Annotated in this window: 11 protein-coding genes; 8 read left to right on the forward strand and 3 right to left on the reverse strand. The window is 75.3% G+C overall.

The features are described from left to right. Positions 1 to 23: 23 nt before the first annotated feature. The 7 genes from H7344_RS11800 (at position 24) to H7344_RS11830 (ending at position 10,055) form a co-directional block, all read left to right on the forward strand. Positions 24 to 527 (forward strand): PH domain-containing protein, encoded by a 504-nt coding sequence (locus H7344_RS11800; RefSeq protein ID WP_229707092.1) that lies wholly within the window; start codon positions 24 to 26, stop codon positions 525 to 527. Continuing rightward, on the forward strand, positions 524 to 2,104 hold the full coding sequence (locus H7344_RS11805) for a PH domain-containing protein (RefSeq protein WP_186346230.1): 1,581 nt from the start codon (positions 524 to 526) through the stop codon (positions 2,102 to 2,104). The genes H7344_RS11800 and H7344_RS11805 overlap by 4 nt, the downstream gene beginning before the upstream one ends. Next, positions 2,071 to 3,327, forward strand: a complete 1,257-nt coding sequence (locus tag H7344_RS11810; RefSeq protein WP_186346231.1) for a hypothetical protein — start codon at positions 2,071 to 2,073, stop codon at positions 3,325 to 3,327. Before H7344_RS11805 ends, H7344_RS11810 begins: the two co-directional genes overlap by 34 nt. Next, a complete protein-coding gene (locus tag H7344_RS11815) occupies positions 3,324 to 4,598 on the forward strand; it encodes a hypothetical protein (RefSeq protein ID WP_186346232.1) in 1,275 nt (424 codons plus the stop codon). The genes H7344_RS11810 and H7344_RS11815 overlap by 4 nt, the downstream gene beginning before the upstream one ends. After that, positions 4,595 to 5,269, forward strand: coding sequence for a hypothetical protein (locus H7344_RS11820; RefSeq protein WP_186346233.1), 675 nt, complete (start codon positions 4,595 to 4,597; stop codon positions 5,267 to 5,269). The genes H7344_RS11815 and H7344_RS11820 overlap by 4 nt, the downstream gene beginning before the upstream one ends. Positions 5,270 to 5,462: 193 nt before the next feature. Then, on the forward strand, positions 5,463 to 8,864 hold the full coding sequence (locus H7344_RS11825) for a pyruvate carboxylase (protein WP_186346234.1): 3,402 nt from the start codon (positions 5,463 to 5,465) through the stop codon (positions 8,862 to 8,864). A gap of 36 nt (positions 8,865 to 8,900) precedes the next feature. Beyond that, complete coding sequence (locus tag H7344_RS11830) at positions 8,901 to 10,055, forward strand: benzoate/H(+) symporter BenE family transporter (protein WP_229707093.1); 1,155 nt, start codon at positions 8,901 to 8,903, stop codon at positions 10,053 to 10,055. A 154-nt stretch (positions 10,056 to 10,209) separates the two neighbouring features. On the opposite strand, the gene H7344_RS11835 is transcribed toward H7344_RS11830, so the two are convergent. The 3 genes from H7344_RS11835 to H7344_RS11845 all read right to left on the reverse strand — a co-directional run bounded on the left by H7344_RS11835 (position 10,210) and on the right by H7344_RS11845 (position 14,537). Then, complete coding sequence (locus tag H7344_RS11835; protein ID WP_186346236.1) at positions 10,210 to 11,631, reverse strand: amidase family protein; 1,422 nt, start codon at positions 11,629 to 11,631, stop codon at positions 10,210 to 10,212. Positions 11,632 to 11,657: 26 nt separating this feature from the next. After that, the gene (locus H7344_RS11840) at positions 11,658 to 12,905 is read right to left on the reverse strand and encodes a SpoIID/LytB domain-containing protein (protein ID WP_186346237.1); all 1,248 of its coding nucleotides are present in this window, start codon (positions 12,903 to 12,905) and stop codon (positions 11,658 to 11,660) included. Between the two features lie 108 nt (positions 12,906 to 13,013). Beyond that, positions 13,014 to 14,537 carry an LVIVD repeat-containing protein gene (locus H7344_RS11845; RefSeq protein WP_186346238.1) on the reverse strand — a complete coding sequence of 508 codons (1,524 nt, stop codon included), beginning with the start codon at positions 14,535 to 14,537 and terminating at the stop codon, positions 13,014 to 13,016. 197 nt (positions 14,538 to 14,734) lie between these two features. Here H7344_RS11845 and H7344_RS11850 point away from each other — a divergent pair, with 197 nt between their 5' ends. Continuing rightward, positions 14,735 to 15,430 carry a DUF305 domain-containing protein gene (locus H7344_RS11850; RefSeq protein ID WP_186346239.1) on the forward strand — a complete coding sequence of 232 codons (696 nt, stop codon included), beginning with the start codon at positions 14,735 to 14,737 and terminating at the stop codon, positions 15,428 to 15,430. Positions 15,431 to 15,437 lie beyond the last annotated feature (7 nt).

Below are 15,437 nucleotides of genomic sequence, written 5' to 3' on the forward strand. Positions count from 1 at the left end.
CGGGGCGTGGCTAGCGTGGCCACGTGACCGACGCGCCGACGACCTCGCCCCTGCTGCGCGAGCCGCGCCACCGGGTGAGCCCGCGGGCTCGGCTGATGTGGCAGGTGACCGCGTTGGTGGAGGGCGCGGTGACGATCGTCGTGCTCCTGCTGGTCGGCCTCGCCGTCGACGCGGTCGACGTGCGCTGGTGGATGGTGGTCGCCGCGGTGGCCGCGGTGCTCGGGTGGGTCGCGGTGGTGCCGCAGTGGCGCTACGCCGTCCATCGCTGGGAGGTCACCGAGACCGCCGTGCACACCCAGACCGGGTGGTGGGCGCGCGAGCAGCGGATCGCGCCGCTCTCCCGGATCCAGACCGTCGACCGCGCCGAGGGTGCGGTCGCCCGGCTCTTCGGGCTGGCGACCGTGACGGTCACGACGGCCTCGGCCGCCGGAGCCCTGGAGATCGACGGCCTGGACCGTCGGCAGGCGGTCGCCCTGGTCGCCGAGCTGACCGCCCGGGCCGACGCGGTCGAGGGCGACGCCACGTGACCGAGCCGCAGGACCCGCACGGCCCCGGGGACTGGCAGCGCCTGGACCCCCGGATGCTCCTCGTCCACCCGGTGCAGGAGACCGTGCGGCTGCTGCCGGTCCTGCTCGGCCTCCTGGTCGCGGGTACGGCGTCGGGCGCGCGCGGCTGGCAGCTGCTCGGCCTGGTGATCCCGGTCGTGGTGGGCCTGCTGCGCTACTGGACGACCAGCTACCGGGTCGGCGGCGGCCGGGTCGAGCTGCGCCGGGGGCTGCTCGAGCGGCACGTGCTCTCGACGCCGGTCGACCGGGTCCGCACCGTCGACCTGACCGCCTCGCCCGTGCACCGCCTGCTCGGCCTGGTCACCGTCCGCGTCGGCACCGGGACCGCGTCGACCGACGGGGACGAGCGGCTCGACCTCGACGGCCTGCCCGCCGCGGACGCCCGCCGGCTCCGCGAGGACCTGCTGCGGGCCGCGCGCGCCGCCCGCCCCGACGACCCGGACGAGCCCTCCGGCCCGCACGACCCGGACAACCCCGACGACCCCGGGCGCGGCCCGGTCCCGGCCGCTCCCCCGGTCCTGACCTTCGACCCGACCTGGGCCCGGTTCGCGCCGCTCACCTCCACCGGTCTCGTCATCGTGGCCGGCCTCGTCGGCGGCACGGTGCAGCTGCTCGACGCGCTCGGCGGGTTCCGCCGGGTCGACGCCGGCTCCTGGGCGGAACGCGTCGCGGGCGTGCCGGTGCTCCTGGCCGGCGCCGGCGCGCTGGTCGGCCTCGCGGTCGCGACGAGCGTGCTGGCGGTGACGGGCTACCTGGTCGCCAACTGGGGCTTCACCCTCGGCCACGCCGACCGCGCCTGGCACCTGCGCCGCGGGTTGCTCACCACCCGGGAGACCAGCCTCGACGACGCCCGGCTGGCGGGCGTGACGCTCGGCGAGCCGCTCGGCCTTCGCCTCGCCGGGGGCGGCCGGCTCGCGGCGATCGTCACCGGCCTCGGCGACGGACAGGAGTCCTCGTCGGTGCTCGTGCCCCCGGCGCCCCGGGCCGTGGTCGGGTCGGCCGCGCGGGCGGTGCTCGGCGCCGCCGGGCCCGTCGACGTACCCCTCCGCCCGCACGGGCCCGCCGCCACCCGCCGGCGGTGGACGCGCGCGCTGCTGCCGGCCCTCCTGGTCACCGCCGCCTGCCTGCCGCTCGCGACCGGGTCGGCGTGGTGGTGGCTGCCGGCCGTCGCCGCTCCCCTGGTCGCGGCCGCGCTTGCCGCCGACCGCGCGCGGGGGCTCGGGCACGCCCTGGTCGACGGGTACGTCGTGAGCCGCTACGGCAGCCTCTACCGCCGCCGCCACGTGCTGGCCGTCGGCGCCGTCATCGGCTGGAACATCCGCGCCACCTGGTTCCAGCGCCGCGCCGGTCTCGTCACGCTGGTGGCCACCACCGCCGGCGGCCGACAGGCGGTCGCCGTGCTCGACGTCCCGGAGGCCGACGCGCTCGCTCTCGCGGCCCGGGCGTCCCCCGCCCTGGTCGAGCCGTTCCTCTACGATCGCCCGGCGACCGGGAGGAGCGCGCAGTGGCCGACGTCGACGCCATCGTCGAGGACCTGACCAGCACCGGTGTGCACCTCGGTCCGGGGACGCAGACCTGGCTCAGCGACAAGCAGCTCGAGGCCTTCGAGCAGGCCGTCCGCGCCGGCGACCTCCCCGTCCACCTCGTGCTCGTGCAGCCGGCGGAGGACGGCATCACCGCCGGCGACGACCTGCTCGTCCGGGTGCACGACGCCGGCGGCCCCGAGGGCCTCTACATCGGCGTCAACAACGTGTGGGACCTCGACGGGCCGGCGTACCACGCGACGCTCCCCGACGACCGGCAGGTCAACGTCGCGCTGCAGCAGTGGGGGCCGGTGCAGGGCAACACCGACGTCGTGCGCGACGTGGACGCCGTCCTGTCGGGCGGCGGCACCGACGGTCGACCGCCGACGCTCGGCGACGGGCTCGTGACGGTTGCGGAGGCGCTGGCCTCCGGCGACCTCGCCGCGGTCGCCGACGAGGCGCGCGACGCCCAGCAGGCCGCCCGCGAGGCGGACGCGGCCGACGGGAACGGGCAGTCCGGCGGCACCACCGGCACGACGACGCCGTACGCCGACGAGAACGACACCGGTGACGCCGTCCTCGGCGGGGTGATCCTCCTGACGCTGCTGCTCGGAGCGGTGCTCGGAACGAGGGCACTCGTCCGCCGGCTTCGCGACCGGGCGAGCACGCGCGCCTTCACGCTGCCCGACTCGGTGCTCGACCGCGTCCGTGAGGCCGGCGACGCCGACCTGGCGCGCCGAGCCCGCGCCGCCGTGCTCGCGCTCGGCGAGCGCATCGACGCCGCCGACCTCGACGGGTCGGATGCCGCCGCGTGGACGGCCACGCTCGACCACTACGACGCCGCAGGTCGCCTCCTGCCGGACGACCCGACCGCCGACATGGACCCGCTCGACGCCGTCGGCGCGGTCGTGCTCGCCGGGCGCGGCGAGGAGGCGCTCGCGGCCGCCCGCCGCGGACGCACGTTCACCCCGTCGACCCGGTGCTTCCTCAACCCCCTCCACGGTCGCGCCACCCGCGACCACGCGCTCGAGCACGCCAGTCGCCGGGTTGACGCGCCGATCTGCGCCACGTGCCGCCGCGACCTCGAGGCCGGTCGACGACCCGACATCCTCGACGTCGTCGTCCGCGGCCGCCCCGAGCACTACTTCGAGACCGATCGCGAGCCCTGGGCCTCGACCGGCTTCGGCGCGCTCGAGCCCGACCTCGTCCGGCGGCTGCACCGAGGAGGCCGCCGGTGAGCCCGGCCGACGCCCCGGCCGACCCACCGGCCGCGGACCCGGTCGACGCGTTCGTCGACGAGCTCGCGGACGCCCTGCACGAGGATCCCGTGCAGGTCGACCCGATGTTCGGCAACGGGCGCACCGAGGACGTCGACGCGGCGCTCACCGACGTCGTGGCGGGCGTCGACTTCCCGGCGTACGTCGTGCTCGCGCCCGGCCCCGACGGGCTCGCGGCCAACGACCCCGGCCGCGACCTGGCCGGTCGGCTGCACGAGCGGATCGGCGGGGACGGCGTCTACCTCGTCCAGACCGATCCGGCGAGCTTCGGCCTGACGATCGTCTCCCACGGCGACGTGCCGGACGCCTTCCTCGTCTCGCAGATCAGCGTGGAGGTGTGGCAGGGAGGTGGCGCCGACGCGGCCCTGTCCCCGGGCGGGTCGGTCGCGCGGGCGCTGGAGATCCTCGACTCCGGAGGAGGGATGTCGGAGGAGGAGTTCGGCTCCTACGCCGAGCAGACGATCTACCGCGACCCGCCGGAGTGGGACCTGGACTACGAGGTGCCCACGCAGGGGACCTACGCCATGGGCACCGCGCTGGCCTTCCTCGCGGTCGGCGGCTGCGCCTACCTGCTGCTGCGCACCCTCGCTCGCTGGCGCGAGACCGCGCCCGCGGGCGCCCGCGGACGGCCCGGACGGCCCGGACGGCCCGGACAGCGCGGCCGGTCGGCGGCTACGCCGAGCACGCCGCTGCCCGGTCCGGCGCAGGTGCGGGAGACGGCCGAGGCGGAGCTGGCGTCGCTGGCACGTCTCCTCGACCGCACCGCGGACCGGCGGGTCGAGCCGGACCGGCGGCAGCTCGTCGACGGCTCGTACGACACCGCGCGCTCGCTGCTCGAGCGGACCGGCACCGACGACGCCGACCTCGACGACCTCCTCGGGGCGCTGGTGCTGGTGCGGATCGCCACCGCCGCGGCCGGCTCGCGTAGCCGGTCGAAGCGCGGCGGTGAGCCCCGGGCGCCGTACCGGCCCTGCTTCTTCGACCCGCGCCACGGCGAGGGCACGCAGCGACGCGCCGTCCCGGTCGGCGGCACGGAGCTGACGGTCCCCGCCTGCCGCGCCTGCGGCCGCGCCACCGACGCTGCGCTGGAGCCGATGGGGGTGCGCAGCGGCCTGCTCGGCCGGGAGCGGCCGTGGTACGAGCTCGACACGGTCTGGGCCCGCACCGGCTACGGCGCGTTCGTCGACGACCTCTGGCAGCACGTCGCGGCCGACCTGAGGGAGACGCGGTGAAGGGGCTGAACCGGATCACGTGCGCGGTCGCCGCGGTGGTGCTCGGGACCGGAGCGGCCCTCGTGGTCGACGCGCGCCTGGACAGCAGCGCGGACCGCGAGTACGCCGCCGGCGACCGCGTCCTCGCGGCCGTCGAGGGCCTGCGCGACGACCACGTCCACGTCACCGACGACGGACGCGGGATGCTCGCCGAGGCGGACGAGCGAGCGATCGCCGAGCTCATCGCCGAGCGGGACCTGCCGGCGTACGTCCTGGTCTGGAAGAACAGCTGGTTCGCCGGCTACGACCACTACGTCCAGTCCGCCGAGCAGGTGCTCCACCAGCTCGGGGAACCGGCCCTCCTCGTGCTCTGGCAGGGCCCGGAGAACAGCACCACCCAGGTCACGCCCGGCTGGACGGTCGACCGCTGGACCGAGGGCGGGGGCGACGCCGAGGTGGAGCCGACGTACCTCGGCGACGCCGCGCTCCGCATCCCCGAGTGGCTCGAGCAGCTGCCCGAGGACCCGCTCGTCGCCCAGGACGACTACTACGGCGGGCTGGGCGGCGGGCTCGCTGCCGGCGCGTTCTTCGCCGCGCCGATCGTGCTGGGGTTCTGGCTGCTCCTCGGGGTCGTGCGGGTGGCCACCAGCCGCCGCTTCCGCAACCGCCCGCTCCGAGCACCGGACCGGTAGGACGCCGGCTCCCTGCCGCCGGAGGCAGTGTGGCCCGGCCGTCCCGGTCGTGTGCCCAGGGACGCGGTCGTGCGCGTCGTCAGGCACACGACCCCGGTGCGGGCCGGCCCGTCACCGGTCGCTACTCGCAGGTACGTCTCGCGGGTGGCCTGCGTCACCGCGCGTCCGGCGGCTGGCCCCTAGCCTGTCCGCCATGTTCTCCAAGGTGCTGGTGGCCAACCGCGGCGAGATCGCGGTCCGAGCGTTCCGGGCGGCGTACGAGGTCGGCGCGCGGACGGTGGCGGTCTTCCCTTACGAGGACCGCTGGTCCGAGCACCGGCTGAAGGCCGACGAGGCCTACGAGATCGGCGAGCGCGGCCACCCCGTGCGGGCCTACCTCGACCCCGCGGCGATCGTGGCCACGGCGGTGCGCGCCGGCGCGGACGCGGTCTACCCCGGCTACGGCTTCCTCTCGGAGAACCCCGCGCTGGCGGAGGCGTGCGCCGAGGCCGGCATCACCTTCATCGGCCCGAGCGCCGAGGTGCTGGAGCTGACCGGCAACAAGGCCCGAGCGATCGCGGCCGCCAAGGCCGCCGGCGTGCCCACGCTGGCCAGCGTCGAGCCCTCCACCGACGTCGACGCGCTGGTCGCGTCGGCCTCGGAGATGCCTTACCCGCTGTTCGTCAAGGCCGTCGCCGGCGGCGGCGGGCGCGGCATGCGCAAGGTCGACGAGCCCGGGCCGGACCACCAGCACCTGCGCGAGGCCGTCGAGACCTGCATGCGCGAGGCCGAGGCCGCCTTCGGCGACCCGACGGTCTTCATCGAGCAGGCGGTCGTCGACCCGCGCCACATCGAGGTGCAGATCCTCGCCGACGGCGAGGGCAACGTCATCCACCTCTACGAGCGCGACTGCTCGGTGCAGCGCCGCCACCAGAAGGTCGTCGAGATCGCCCCCGCACCCAACCTCGACCCGGAGCTGCGGATGAGGATCTGCGCCGACGCGGTGCGCTTCGCCCAGGAGATCGGCTACCGCAACGCCGGCACCGTCGAGTTCCTGCTGGACCCGGCCGGCAACTACGTGTTCATCGAGATGAACCCGCGGATCCAGGTCGAGCACACCGTGACCGAGGAGGTCACCGACGTCGACCTGGTGCAGTCGCAGCTGCGGATCGCCTCCGGCGAGACCCTGGCCGACCTCGGCCTCTCCCAGGAGGGCGTGGTGCTGCGCGGGGCCGCGCTCCAGTGCCGGATCACCACCGAGGACCCCGCGAACGGGTTCCGGCCCGACACGGGCGTCATCACGACGTACCGCTCCCCCGGCGGCGGCGGCATCCGCCTCGACGGCGGCACGGTCTACACCGGCGCCGAGGTCTCCGCGCACTTCGACTCGATGCTCGCCAAGCTGACCTGCCGCGGCCGGACCTTCGACAAGGCGGTGGAGAAGGCGCGGCGGGCGGTCGCGGAGTTCCGCATCCGGGGCGTCTCGACGAACATCCCGTTCCTCCAGGCCGTCCTCGACGACCCCGACTTCGCCGCGGGCAACGTCACCACGTCGTTCATCGAGACCCACCCGCAGCTGCTCCGCGCGCGCGGCAGCGGCGACCGGGGCAGCAAGCTGCTGTCGTACCTCGCCGACGTCACGGTCAACCAGCCGCACGGCGAGGCGAAGGTCTCCGTCGACCCGGCCAGCAAGCTCCCCGACACCAACCTCGACGTGCCCGCGCCCGACGGCACCCGACAGCTGCTGCTCTCGGTCGGGCCGGAGGAGTTCGCCCGGCGGCTGCGCGAGCAGGACCGGGTGGCGGTCACCGACACGACCTTCCGCGACGCCCACCAGTCGCTGCTCGCGACCCGCGTGCGCACCCGCGACCTGCTCACGGTCGCCCCGCACGTCGCGCGCACGACGCCGGAGCTGTGGTCGCTGGAGGCCTGGGGCGGCGCGACGTACGACGTGGCGCTGCGCTTCCTCGCCGAGGACCCGTGGGAGCGGCTGGCCCAGCTGCGCCAGGCCGTGCCGAACATCTGCCTGCAGATGCTGCTGCGCGGTCGCAACACGGTCGGCTACACGCCGTACCCCACCGCCGTCACCGACGCCTTCGTCGAGGAGGCGGCCGCGACCGGCATCGACGTGTTCCGGATCTTCGACGCGCTCAACGACGTCGAGCAGATGCGCCCGGCGATCGAGGCGGTCCGCGCGACCGGGACGACCGTCGCCGAGGTGGCGCTGTGCTACACCGGCGACCTCTCCGACCCGGGCGAGCAGCTCTACACGCTCGACTACTACCTGCGGCTCGCCGAGCGGATCGTCGACGCCGGCGCGCACGTGCTGGCGATCAAGGACATGGCCGGCCTGCTGCGCGCACCCGCGGCACGCACGCTCGTGACCGCGCTGCGCGAGCGGTTCGACCTGCCGGTGCACCTGCACACGCACGACACGACCGGCGGCCAGCTCGCGACGCTGAGCGCGGCGATCGAGGCCGGGGTGGACGCCGTCGACGCGGCGACGTCCTCGATGGCCGGCACGACCTCGCAGCCGCCGCTCTCGGCGCTCGTGGCCGCGACCGACCACTCTGAGCGCGAGACCGGGCTGTCGCTCGCGGCGGTCAACGCGCTCGAGCCCTACTGGGAGGCGACCCGCCGCGTCTACGCGCCGTTCGAGTCCGGCCTCGCCTCGCCGACCGGCCGGGTCTACCGCCACGAGATCCCCGGCGGGCAGCTCTCCAACCTGCGCCAGCAGGCGATCGCGCTCGGCCTCGGCGAGAAGTTCGAGCAGGTCGAGGACATGTACGCCGCCGCGAACGACATCCTCGGCAACGTCCCGAAGGTGACGCCGTCGTCGAAGGTGATCGGCGACCTCGCCCTCTCGCTCGTCGGCATCGGCGCGGACCCGGCGGAGTTCGCCGACGACCCGGGCCGCTTCGACGTCCCCGACTCCGTCATCGGCTTCCTCAACGGCGAGCTGGGCGACCCGCCCGGCGGATGGCCCGAGCCGTTCCGGACCAAGGCGCTCGAGGGCCGGTCGTGGCAGGCGCCCGACCAGGACCTCACCGACGACCAGCGCGCCGACCTCGAGGCCTCCGGCCCGCGCCGGCAGCGGGCGCTCAACGAGCTGCTCTTCCCCGGCCCGACCAAGGAGTTCCTGGAGAAGCGGGAGCGATACGGCGACCTCTCGGTGCTGCCGACCGTCGAGTACCTCTACGGCCTGCGCACCGGCACCGAGCACGAGGTCGACCTGGCCGAGGGCATCCGGCTGATCCTCGGCCTCCAGGCGATCAGCGAGCCCGACGAGCGCGGCTTCCGCACGGTCATGGCGACCATCAACGGCCAGCTGCGCCCGATCTCGGTGCGCGACCGCGCGGTCTCCTCCGACGTCGCCGCGGCCGAGAAGGCGGACACCTCGAAGGCCGGCCACGTCGCCGCGCCGTTCGGCGGGGTCGTCACGGTCGTCGTCTCCGAGGGCGACTCGGTGGCCGCGGGCGAGACGGTCGCGACGATCGAGGCGATGAAGATGGAGGCCTCGATCACCGCACCCGTCGCCGGGCGGGTCGAGCGGGTCGCGCTCGGCGGCACCCAGGCCGTCGAGGGCGGCGACCTGGTCCTCGTCCTGGCGGAGTAGCCGGTGCGGTCGGCGGCCCCCGCGCCGGGGCGGCGGGTGGCCGCACCCGACGGCCACCCGGTCGCGGCCGGCGTCGTGACGGCGGTCGTCGGGTTCAGCAGCTCGTTCGTCGTCGTCCTCGCCGGCCTCGCCGCCGTCGGGGCGTCGGCGTCGGAAGCGGCCTCCGGGCTGGTCGCGCTGTGCGTGGCCCAGGCGCTCGGGATGCTGTGGCTGGGGCTGCGACACCGCACGCCGCTGACGCTCGCCTGGTCCACCCCGGGCGCCGCGCTGCTGGTCTCCACCGGCGTCGTCGAGGGTGGCTGGCCGGCCGCGGTCGGCGCGTTCGTCGTCACCGCGCTGCTCATCGGGCTGACCGGCCTGGTGCCGTGGCTCGGCGACCTCGTCGGCCGCATCCCCACCTCGCTCGCGCGCGCCATGCTGGCCGGCGTCCTGCTGCCGCTGTGCCTGGCGCCGGTGACCGGCCTCGCCGACTCCCCCGCGCTGGTCGGCCCGGTCGTGCTGACCTGGGTGCTCGGGCTGCTGCTCTTCCCCCGCTGGGCGGTGCCGGCCTCGCTCGCCGTCGCGCTGGCCGTGGTCCTGGTCGAGGCCCGCTCGGACGTCGACGTCGACGCCCTGCTGCCGACCCTGGCCTGGACGACGCCGACCTGGACCGTGCCCGCGCTCGTGTCGATCGCGCTGCCGCTGTACGTCGTGACGATGGCGTCGCAGAACGTCCCCGGCGTCGCCGTCATGGCCAGCCACGGGTACGCCGTCCCGTGGCGCGAGTCGATGACCGTCACCGGCCTGGGGACGCTGCTCTCGGCCCCGTTCGGCGGCCACGCCGTCAACCTCGCCGCCATCACCGCGGCCATGGCTGCCGGACCGCTCGCCGGGGCGGACCGGGCCCGCCGCTGGGTCGCCAGCACCTCGGCGGCCGTCACCTACCTCGTCCTCGCCGCCCTCGCCTCCGCCCTGACCGCGGTGGTCGTCGCCGCTCCCGGCGACGTCGTCCAGGCGGCTGCCGGCCTCGCCCTCGTCGGCACCCTCGCCTCCTCGCTGGCCGGCGCGCTCGCCGAGGAGGACGGTCGCGAGGCCGCCGCCGTCTGCTTCCTCGTCGCCGCCTCCGGCATCACCGTCCTCGGCGTCGGCTCCGCCTTCTGGGCGCTCGTCGCCGGCCTCGCCCTCCGCCCGCTCCTCGCCGCCCGCCGCTGACCCGCCCGCTGACCCGCCCGGGCCGCGTCGACAACCGCGCAATTGCGCGGGAGTTGCGGGGTGGAAGCGCTTCCCCACGTCCACAACCGCGCAATTGAACGATCGTCGACGCCCGGGACCCGAGCCAGGCTCGGGACCCCGAGCCGGGCCCGACTCAGCCGACGGTCTCCGCGAAGGTCGGCGGCGGGAGCGGGTCGCGGACCGACTCGTAGCCCTGGGCGACCTCGACGAGCGTGGTCTCGCTGCCGGCGGTGCCCCAGAACGACACGGCGACCGGCAGCCCGTCGACGACCTCGGTCGGCACGGTGAGCAGCGGGTAGCCCGCCATCGCCGGCACGCCGCTGCACGAGCCGACCAGGTCCTCGGGCCCCTGGAGCCTGACCCGGTGCGCGCGGTCGTAGGACGGGGTCACCAGAGCGTCGAGGTCGTGCTCGCGCAGGACCCGGTCGATGCCGCCCTCGCGCGCGGCGGCGACGCACCGCGCCCGCGCGGCGGCGCACTCCTCGGAGTCGGTGCCGGGGCCCGCCAGCGCCTGCTCGAGGAGGCCCTGCCCGAAGTGCTCGAGCTCGACGTCGGCGTGCTCGCGGTTGAAGGCAACGACGTCCTCGAGGGTGCGAGGGCCGTCGCCGGGGCGGTGGGAGAGGTACGCCGCGAGGCCGGTGCGCAGCTCGGCGAGGAGCACGAGCAGCTCGTCCTCCCAGATCGTGTCGGGCAGCTCCGGCAGGTCGGTGCCGTCGACGACGACCGCGCCGGCGGCCGACAGGGCGGCGATGGCGCGCTCGGCAGCGGCGTCGGCAGCGTCCGACCAGCCCCAGTACGGACCGCGCGGCACCCCCACCCGCTTGCCCGCGAGTCGACCGTCGACGGCGTGGGCGGCGTGGTCGACCCCGTTGCCGGCCAGCACCGACAGCAGCGCCGCGGCGTCGCGGACGCTGGCCGCCATCGGGCCGGGCGCGTCCTGCGAGGCGGCGATCGGCACCACGCCGTCGGTGGGCACGAGGCCGACGGTGGGCTTGAACCCGACACAGCCGTTGTACGCCGCCGGGCAGGCGATCGACCCGTCGGTCTCCGTGCCGACGGCGTACGCCGCCAGGCCGGCCGCCACCGCGGCGCCGCTGCCCGAGGACGACCCCCCGGCGGACCGGTCGAGGGCGTACGGGTTCCGGGTCAGCCCGCCATACGCGCTCCAGCCCGACGTCGAGGCCGCGTCACGGATGTTGGCCCACTCCGAGAGGTTGGTCTTGCCGAGCACGACCATCCCGGCCTCGCGGAGCCGCTGCACGATCGGCGCGTCGGCCGCGGGGTGCGGCTGCCCGGCCAGCGCGAGCGAGCCGGCCGTGGTGGGGAGGTCGGCGGTGTCGATGTTGTCCTTGACCAGCACCGCCCGGCCGTGGAGGGGCCCGCGAACGCGACCGGCCGCGGCCTCGGCGTCGAGCGCCCGCGCCTGCTCCAGCGCGTCGGGCGCGAGCGTGCAGATCGAGCGGATCAGCGGGTCGACGGTGGCGATCCGGTCGAGCAGCCGCTCGACCTCGGCGACGGACGAGACCGAGGAGGCGGGAGAAGCGGGAGAAAGCACGCGGCATCCTCCCCCGCGCCGGCCGCTCAGCGCGCGGCGACCCCGAGGGTGAGGTAGGTCGAGCGCAGGCCGAGCGCCCACCGGAACGCGTCGCCGGTGACCGTCACCGACCCGCGGGAGCCGGTCAGCCGCAGCGTGCGCACGCGCCCGCCCCACTGGCCGTGGCCGTCGCGGGCGGTCACGGCGATCCGCCGGAGGTCGCCGACCGCGGGCCACGCGCGCTCGAGCCGGGTGTCGTCGACCGTGGTGCGCCAGCGGTGCACGGTGTTGCCGGCCCAGCCGTCGTACGGGTCCTTCTGGGCGGCGAGGTACGGCACCGAGCCCGCCGAGGTCCACCCGCCGCTGCTGGACGAGAACTGCGTGAACGCCGGCTCGCCGCCTGCGGTCAGCACCTGGCCCTTCGTCGCGTCGATGGCGGCGTTGGAGGCCGGGTGCTCGGCGGCGACGCCGCCGTAGACCTGGCAGGAGGTGGTGTCGCAGAGCTGGTAGGACGCCGAGCGCGGGTGGGCGCGCTCGTACGCCGCGTAGGTGCGCGCCGCGATCGACTGCGCCCGGACCGCGGCCGGGCTCCAGAGCGCGGGGATCTCCAGCGGCACGACGCCCTTGAGGTAGCTCTCGAGCGTGAGGTCGTTGACGGTCACCACGTCGGCGCCGACCCGGACCGCGCGCAACCGGCCGCGGTAGGGCTTCTCGCCGGTCGGGGTGACCAGCGTGATCGGCTTGCCGCCGGCGTACAGCTCCCCCGTGCCGCCCAGGTCGCGCCACCGCCGCCACCGGTCGGTGCGGTAGGAGACGCGCCACGCGCCGGTGGGCGCGGCGGCGATGCGCCACTGCTTCGCGCCGTTGTCGGGCAGCCGGACGCGGCCGCCGCCGGCGGAGTCGGCGACGGTCAGCCGGGGTCGCGGCCGCACGACGAGCTGGGCGTCGGTGTCGGCCGAGATCGCCACGCTCACGCGGCCCTTGGCGGTCCCCCAGGTCGTGCCGGGGTAGTAGAACTCGACGATCTGGCGCTCGGTCAGCCCCTGCCGAGCCGCGCCCTCCGCGCCGTGCTGCGACATCCCGTGGCCGTGGCCGAAGCCGCGGCCCTGGATCGTCACCTGCGCCGTCCGCGGCACCGCCCAGGTGTCGGGCGCGGCCTTCGCCGTCCGGGCTTTCGCGGGCGCGTCCTTCGCCTGGACGGGGCCGGCGGACGGGGTCGGCGTGGCGGAGGCACCGGCCGGCACGAGCGAGGCCAGCACGAGTCCGCACGCGGCCAGGAGGGAGGAGGGACGCACGCACCGATCGCACCACTGGTCACACCAGTCCCGCAACGGAACGCGAGAACTACAGATCTGTAGTTTTCCCAGGTCAGGACACGTGCAGGGTGGACCGGTCGAGCACCGTCAGCCGTTGTACGACGGCTGGGACTGCGCGTTGAACGTCCCCATCCGCACCTTCGCGGCCCGGCGCGCCCACGGCGCGTCGATCCGGAACACGTCGAGGCCGCGGGTGATGTCGTGGCTGTAGACGTGGCCGTTGTACCAGTACGACGACCACGACCCGCCGAGCACGAGCTCGGTCGCGCTGATCGCGCCACGGTCGAAGTGGGCGATCTCCCGGGGGTTGCGCGAGTCGGTGAAGTCGAAGACCGACGTACCGCCCTGGTACCACGCCTGCACCATGATGTCGCGGCCCTTCACCGGCACCAGCGAGCCGTTGTGGGCGACGCAGTTCTCGGTCAGCGACTGGCTGCGCGGGATCTTGAAGTAGCTGCGGAACACGAGCTTGCGTCCCACGACGTCGTAGATGCCGTCCGCCCCGCGGCGGCCGCCGAGCAGCGGGTTGCAGGTCGGCGCGGAGCCGCCGCCGAGCTCGTCGGTGAAGACCACCTTCGTGCCGGCGTTGTTGAACGTCGCCGAGTGCCAGAACGCGAAGCTCCGGTCGTCGCGCACCCGGTGCAGCACCTTCGGCCGCGCCCGGTCGCGGATGTCGAGCAGGACGCCGTCGCCCATGCAGGCGCCGGCCGCGAGGTCCTTGGCGGGGTACGCCGTGACGTCGTGGCAGCCGGTCGTCTCGCTGGGGCCGAGCGGGTTGACCGTGCCCGGGTTGCCGCCGCCGGGGAACAGCACCGGCTGCGCGACGACGCGCGCCCGCGCCGGCTTCCTCACCGGCACCTTGACGATGCTGATCGAGTCGTGCGGCGGCCTGCAGTCGGGGTGGTCCGCGCTGACGTCGTAGGAGGAGACGTAGACGAAGAGGTCGCGGCCGTCGCGGCTCGGCGCCAGGGTGTGCGTGTGGGAGCCGCAGTCGGTCTCCACCGCGGCGACGTACCGCGGCCTCGCGGGCCGGCTGATGTCGAAGACGCGGATGCCCTCCCAGCTGCTCCGCCGCGTCGCGGGGGCGGGCTCGCTGCGGCAGGAGTCGTCGCTGCGGCTCGTGTCGACGCTGAGCACGAGCAGGTTGCGGTGGACGGAGATGTCGTTCTGCGCGCCGGGGCAGACCACCTGCGCGACCTTGCGCGGCTTCGCGGGCCGACGGATGTCGTAGACCGTGAAGCCCTCGTAGTTGCCGCCGAACGCGTACCTCCCCTTGAACGCCAGGTCGGTCCCGTAGGCCTCCTCCCCCGCGAACCGCCCGCTCCGCGGCAGGTTGGCCACCAGTCGCATGGTCCGGGACCGGTCCACGTCGCCGGCCGCCGCCGCTGGCTCCACCCGGTCCATCCCCGACAGCAGCTGGCCCGGAAGCCGGCACGCCTCGGCGAAGTTGTCCCCCGCCGCCTGCATCCGCTTCGCCTGCTCGGGCGTGCATGCCCCCGGCACCACCTCACCGCTGGCCGACCCCTGCGCGAGCGCCAGCCCCGCGACCAACGTGCCTCCCGCCGCCACGGCAGCGAGCGGCGTACGACCGAGACGACTGAGCACCGACATCCGTGGACCTTCCTCGGGGGTTGCCCCTGCAACCCCTCCGAGCCGCCGAGGTTACGGCGCTTGCGGACGGGGTCCTCCGGCCCGCTCACGCAGCTCCCTGGGGTACTTACTGGGAATTGCCATGACTTCATCCTCCAACTAATGAAGTCTCCGGACATCCCGGGGCGGTTCAGGCTGACCGTGGTCTCCTACTCCCCATGAGGACGACGAGCACCCTGGCGACACTGGCCGCCGTGCTCGTCCTCAGCGCCTGCTCCACCACCGGGGACGCCGGGACCACCGGCCCCGCGCCGAGCCCGAGCCCCGGGGGAGGCGCGACGAGCAGCGCCGCCGCCGACGTCACCGAGGTCCAGCCGGGACGGCCGGGCGAGCCGACGTCGACGGTGGTCGAGGCGGCGGAGCAGCGGTGGAACCACGACGACATCGCGTTCGTGCAGATGATGCTCCCCCACCACCGCCAGGCCCTCGAGATGGCCGCGCTGGCGCCCGGCCGGGCCGAGGACGGGCGGGTGCTCGCGCTGGCGGCGCGGATCGCGGCGGCGCAGGCGCCCGAGGTGCTCGTCCTCGCCTCACTGCTGGCCGAGCTCGGCGTCGACGTGCCGGAGCCGGGCGAGGACCCGGGGAAGTACGACCACGCCGCGCACGGTCACCACGCGATGCAGGGGATGCTGACCACCGCCCAGCTGGCCGAGCTCGCCGGGGCGGAGGGCGCGGACTTCGACCGGCTCTTCCTCGAGCGGATGGTCGACCACCACGCCGGCGCGGTCACGATGGCCGCCGACGTACGCCGCACCGGCGCGAGCCAGCGGGTCGCCGAGCTCGCACTCGACGTGCAGGCCGGCCAGTCCGCCGAGATCACGCGGATGGAGGGGCTCCTCCGCGACCTGCGCTGACGCCCGG

This window comes from Nocardioides deserti (assembly GCF_014266025.1).
GTDB lineage: Bacteria > Actinomycetota > Actinomycetes > Propionibacteriales > Nocardioidaceae > Nocardioides > Nocardioides deserti.

Coding starts and splice junctions, on each gene's coding strand:
- H7344_RS11825 (WP_186346234.1), top strand. CDS start 5,463: ATGTTCTCCAAGGTGCTGGTGGCCAACCGCGGCGAGATCGCGGTCCGA.
- H7344_RS11845 (WP_186346238.1), bottom strand. CDS start 14,537: ATGTCGGTGCTCAGTCGTCTCGGTCGTACGCCGCTCGCTGCCGTGGCG.
- H7344_RS11850 (WP_186346239.1), top strand. CDS start 14,735: ATGAGGACGACGAGCACCCTGGCGACACTGGCCGCCGTGCTCGTCCTC.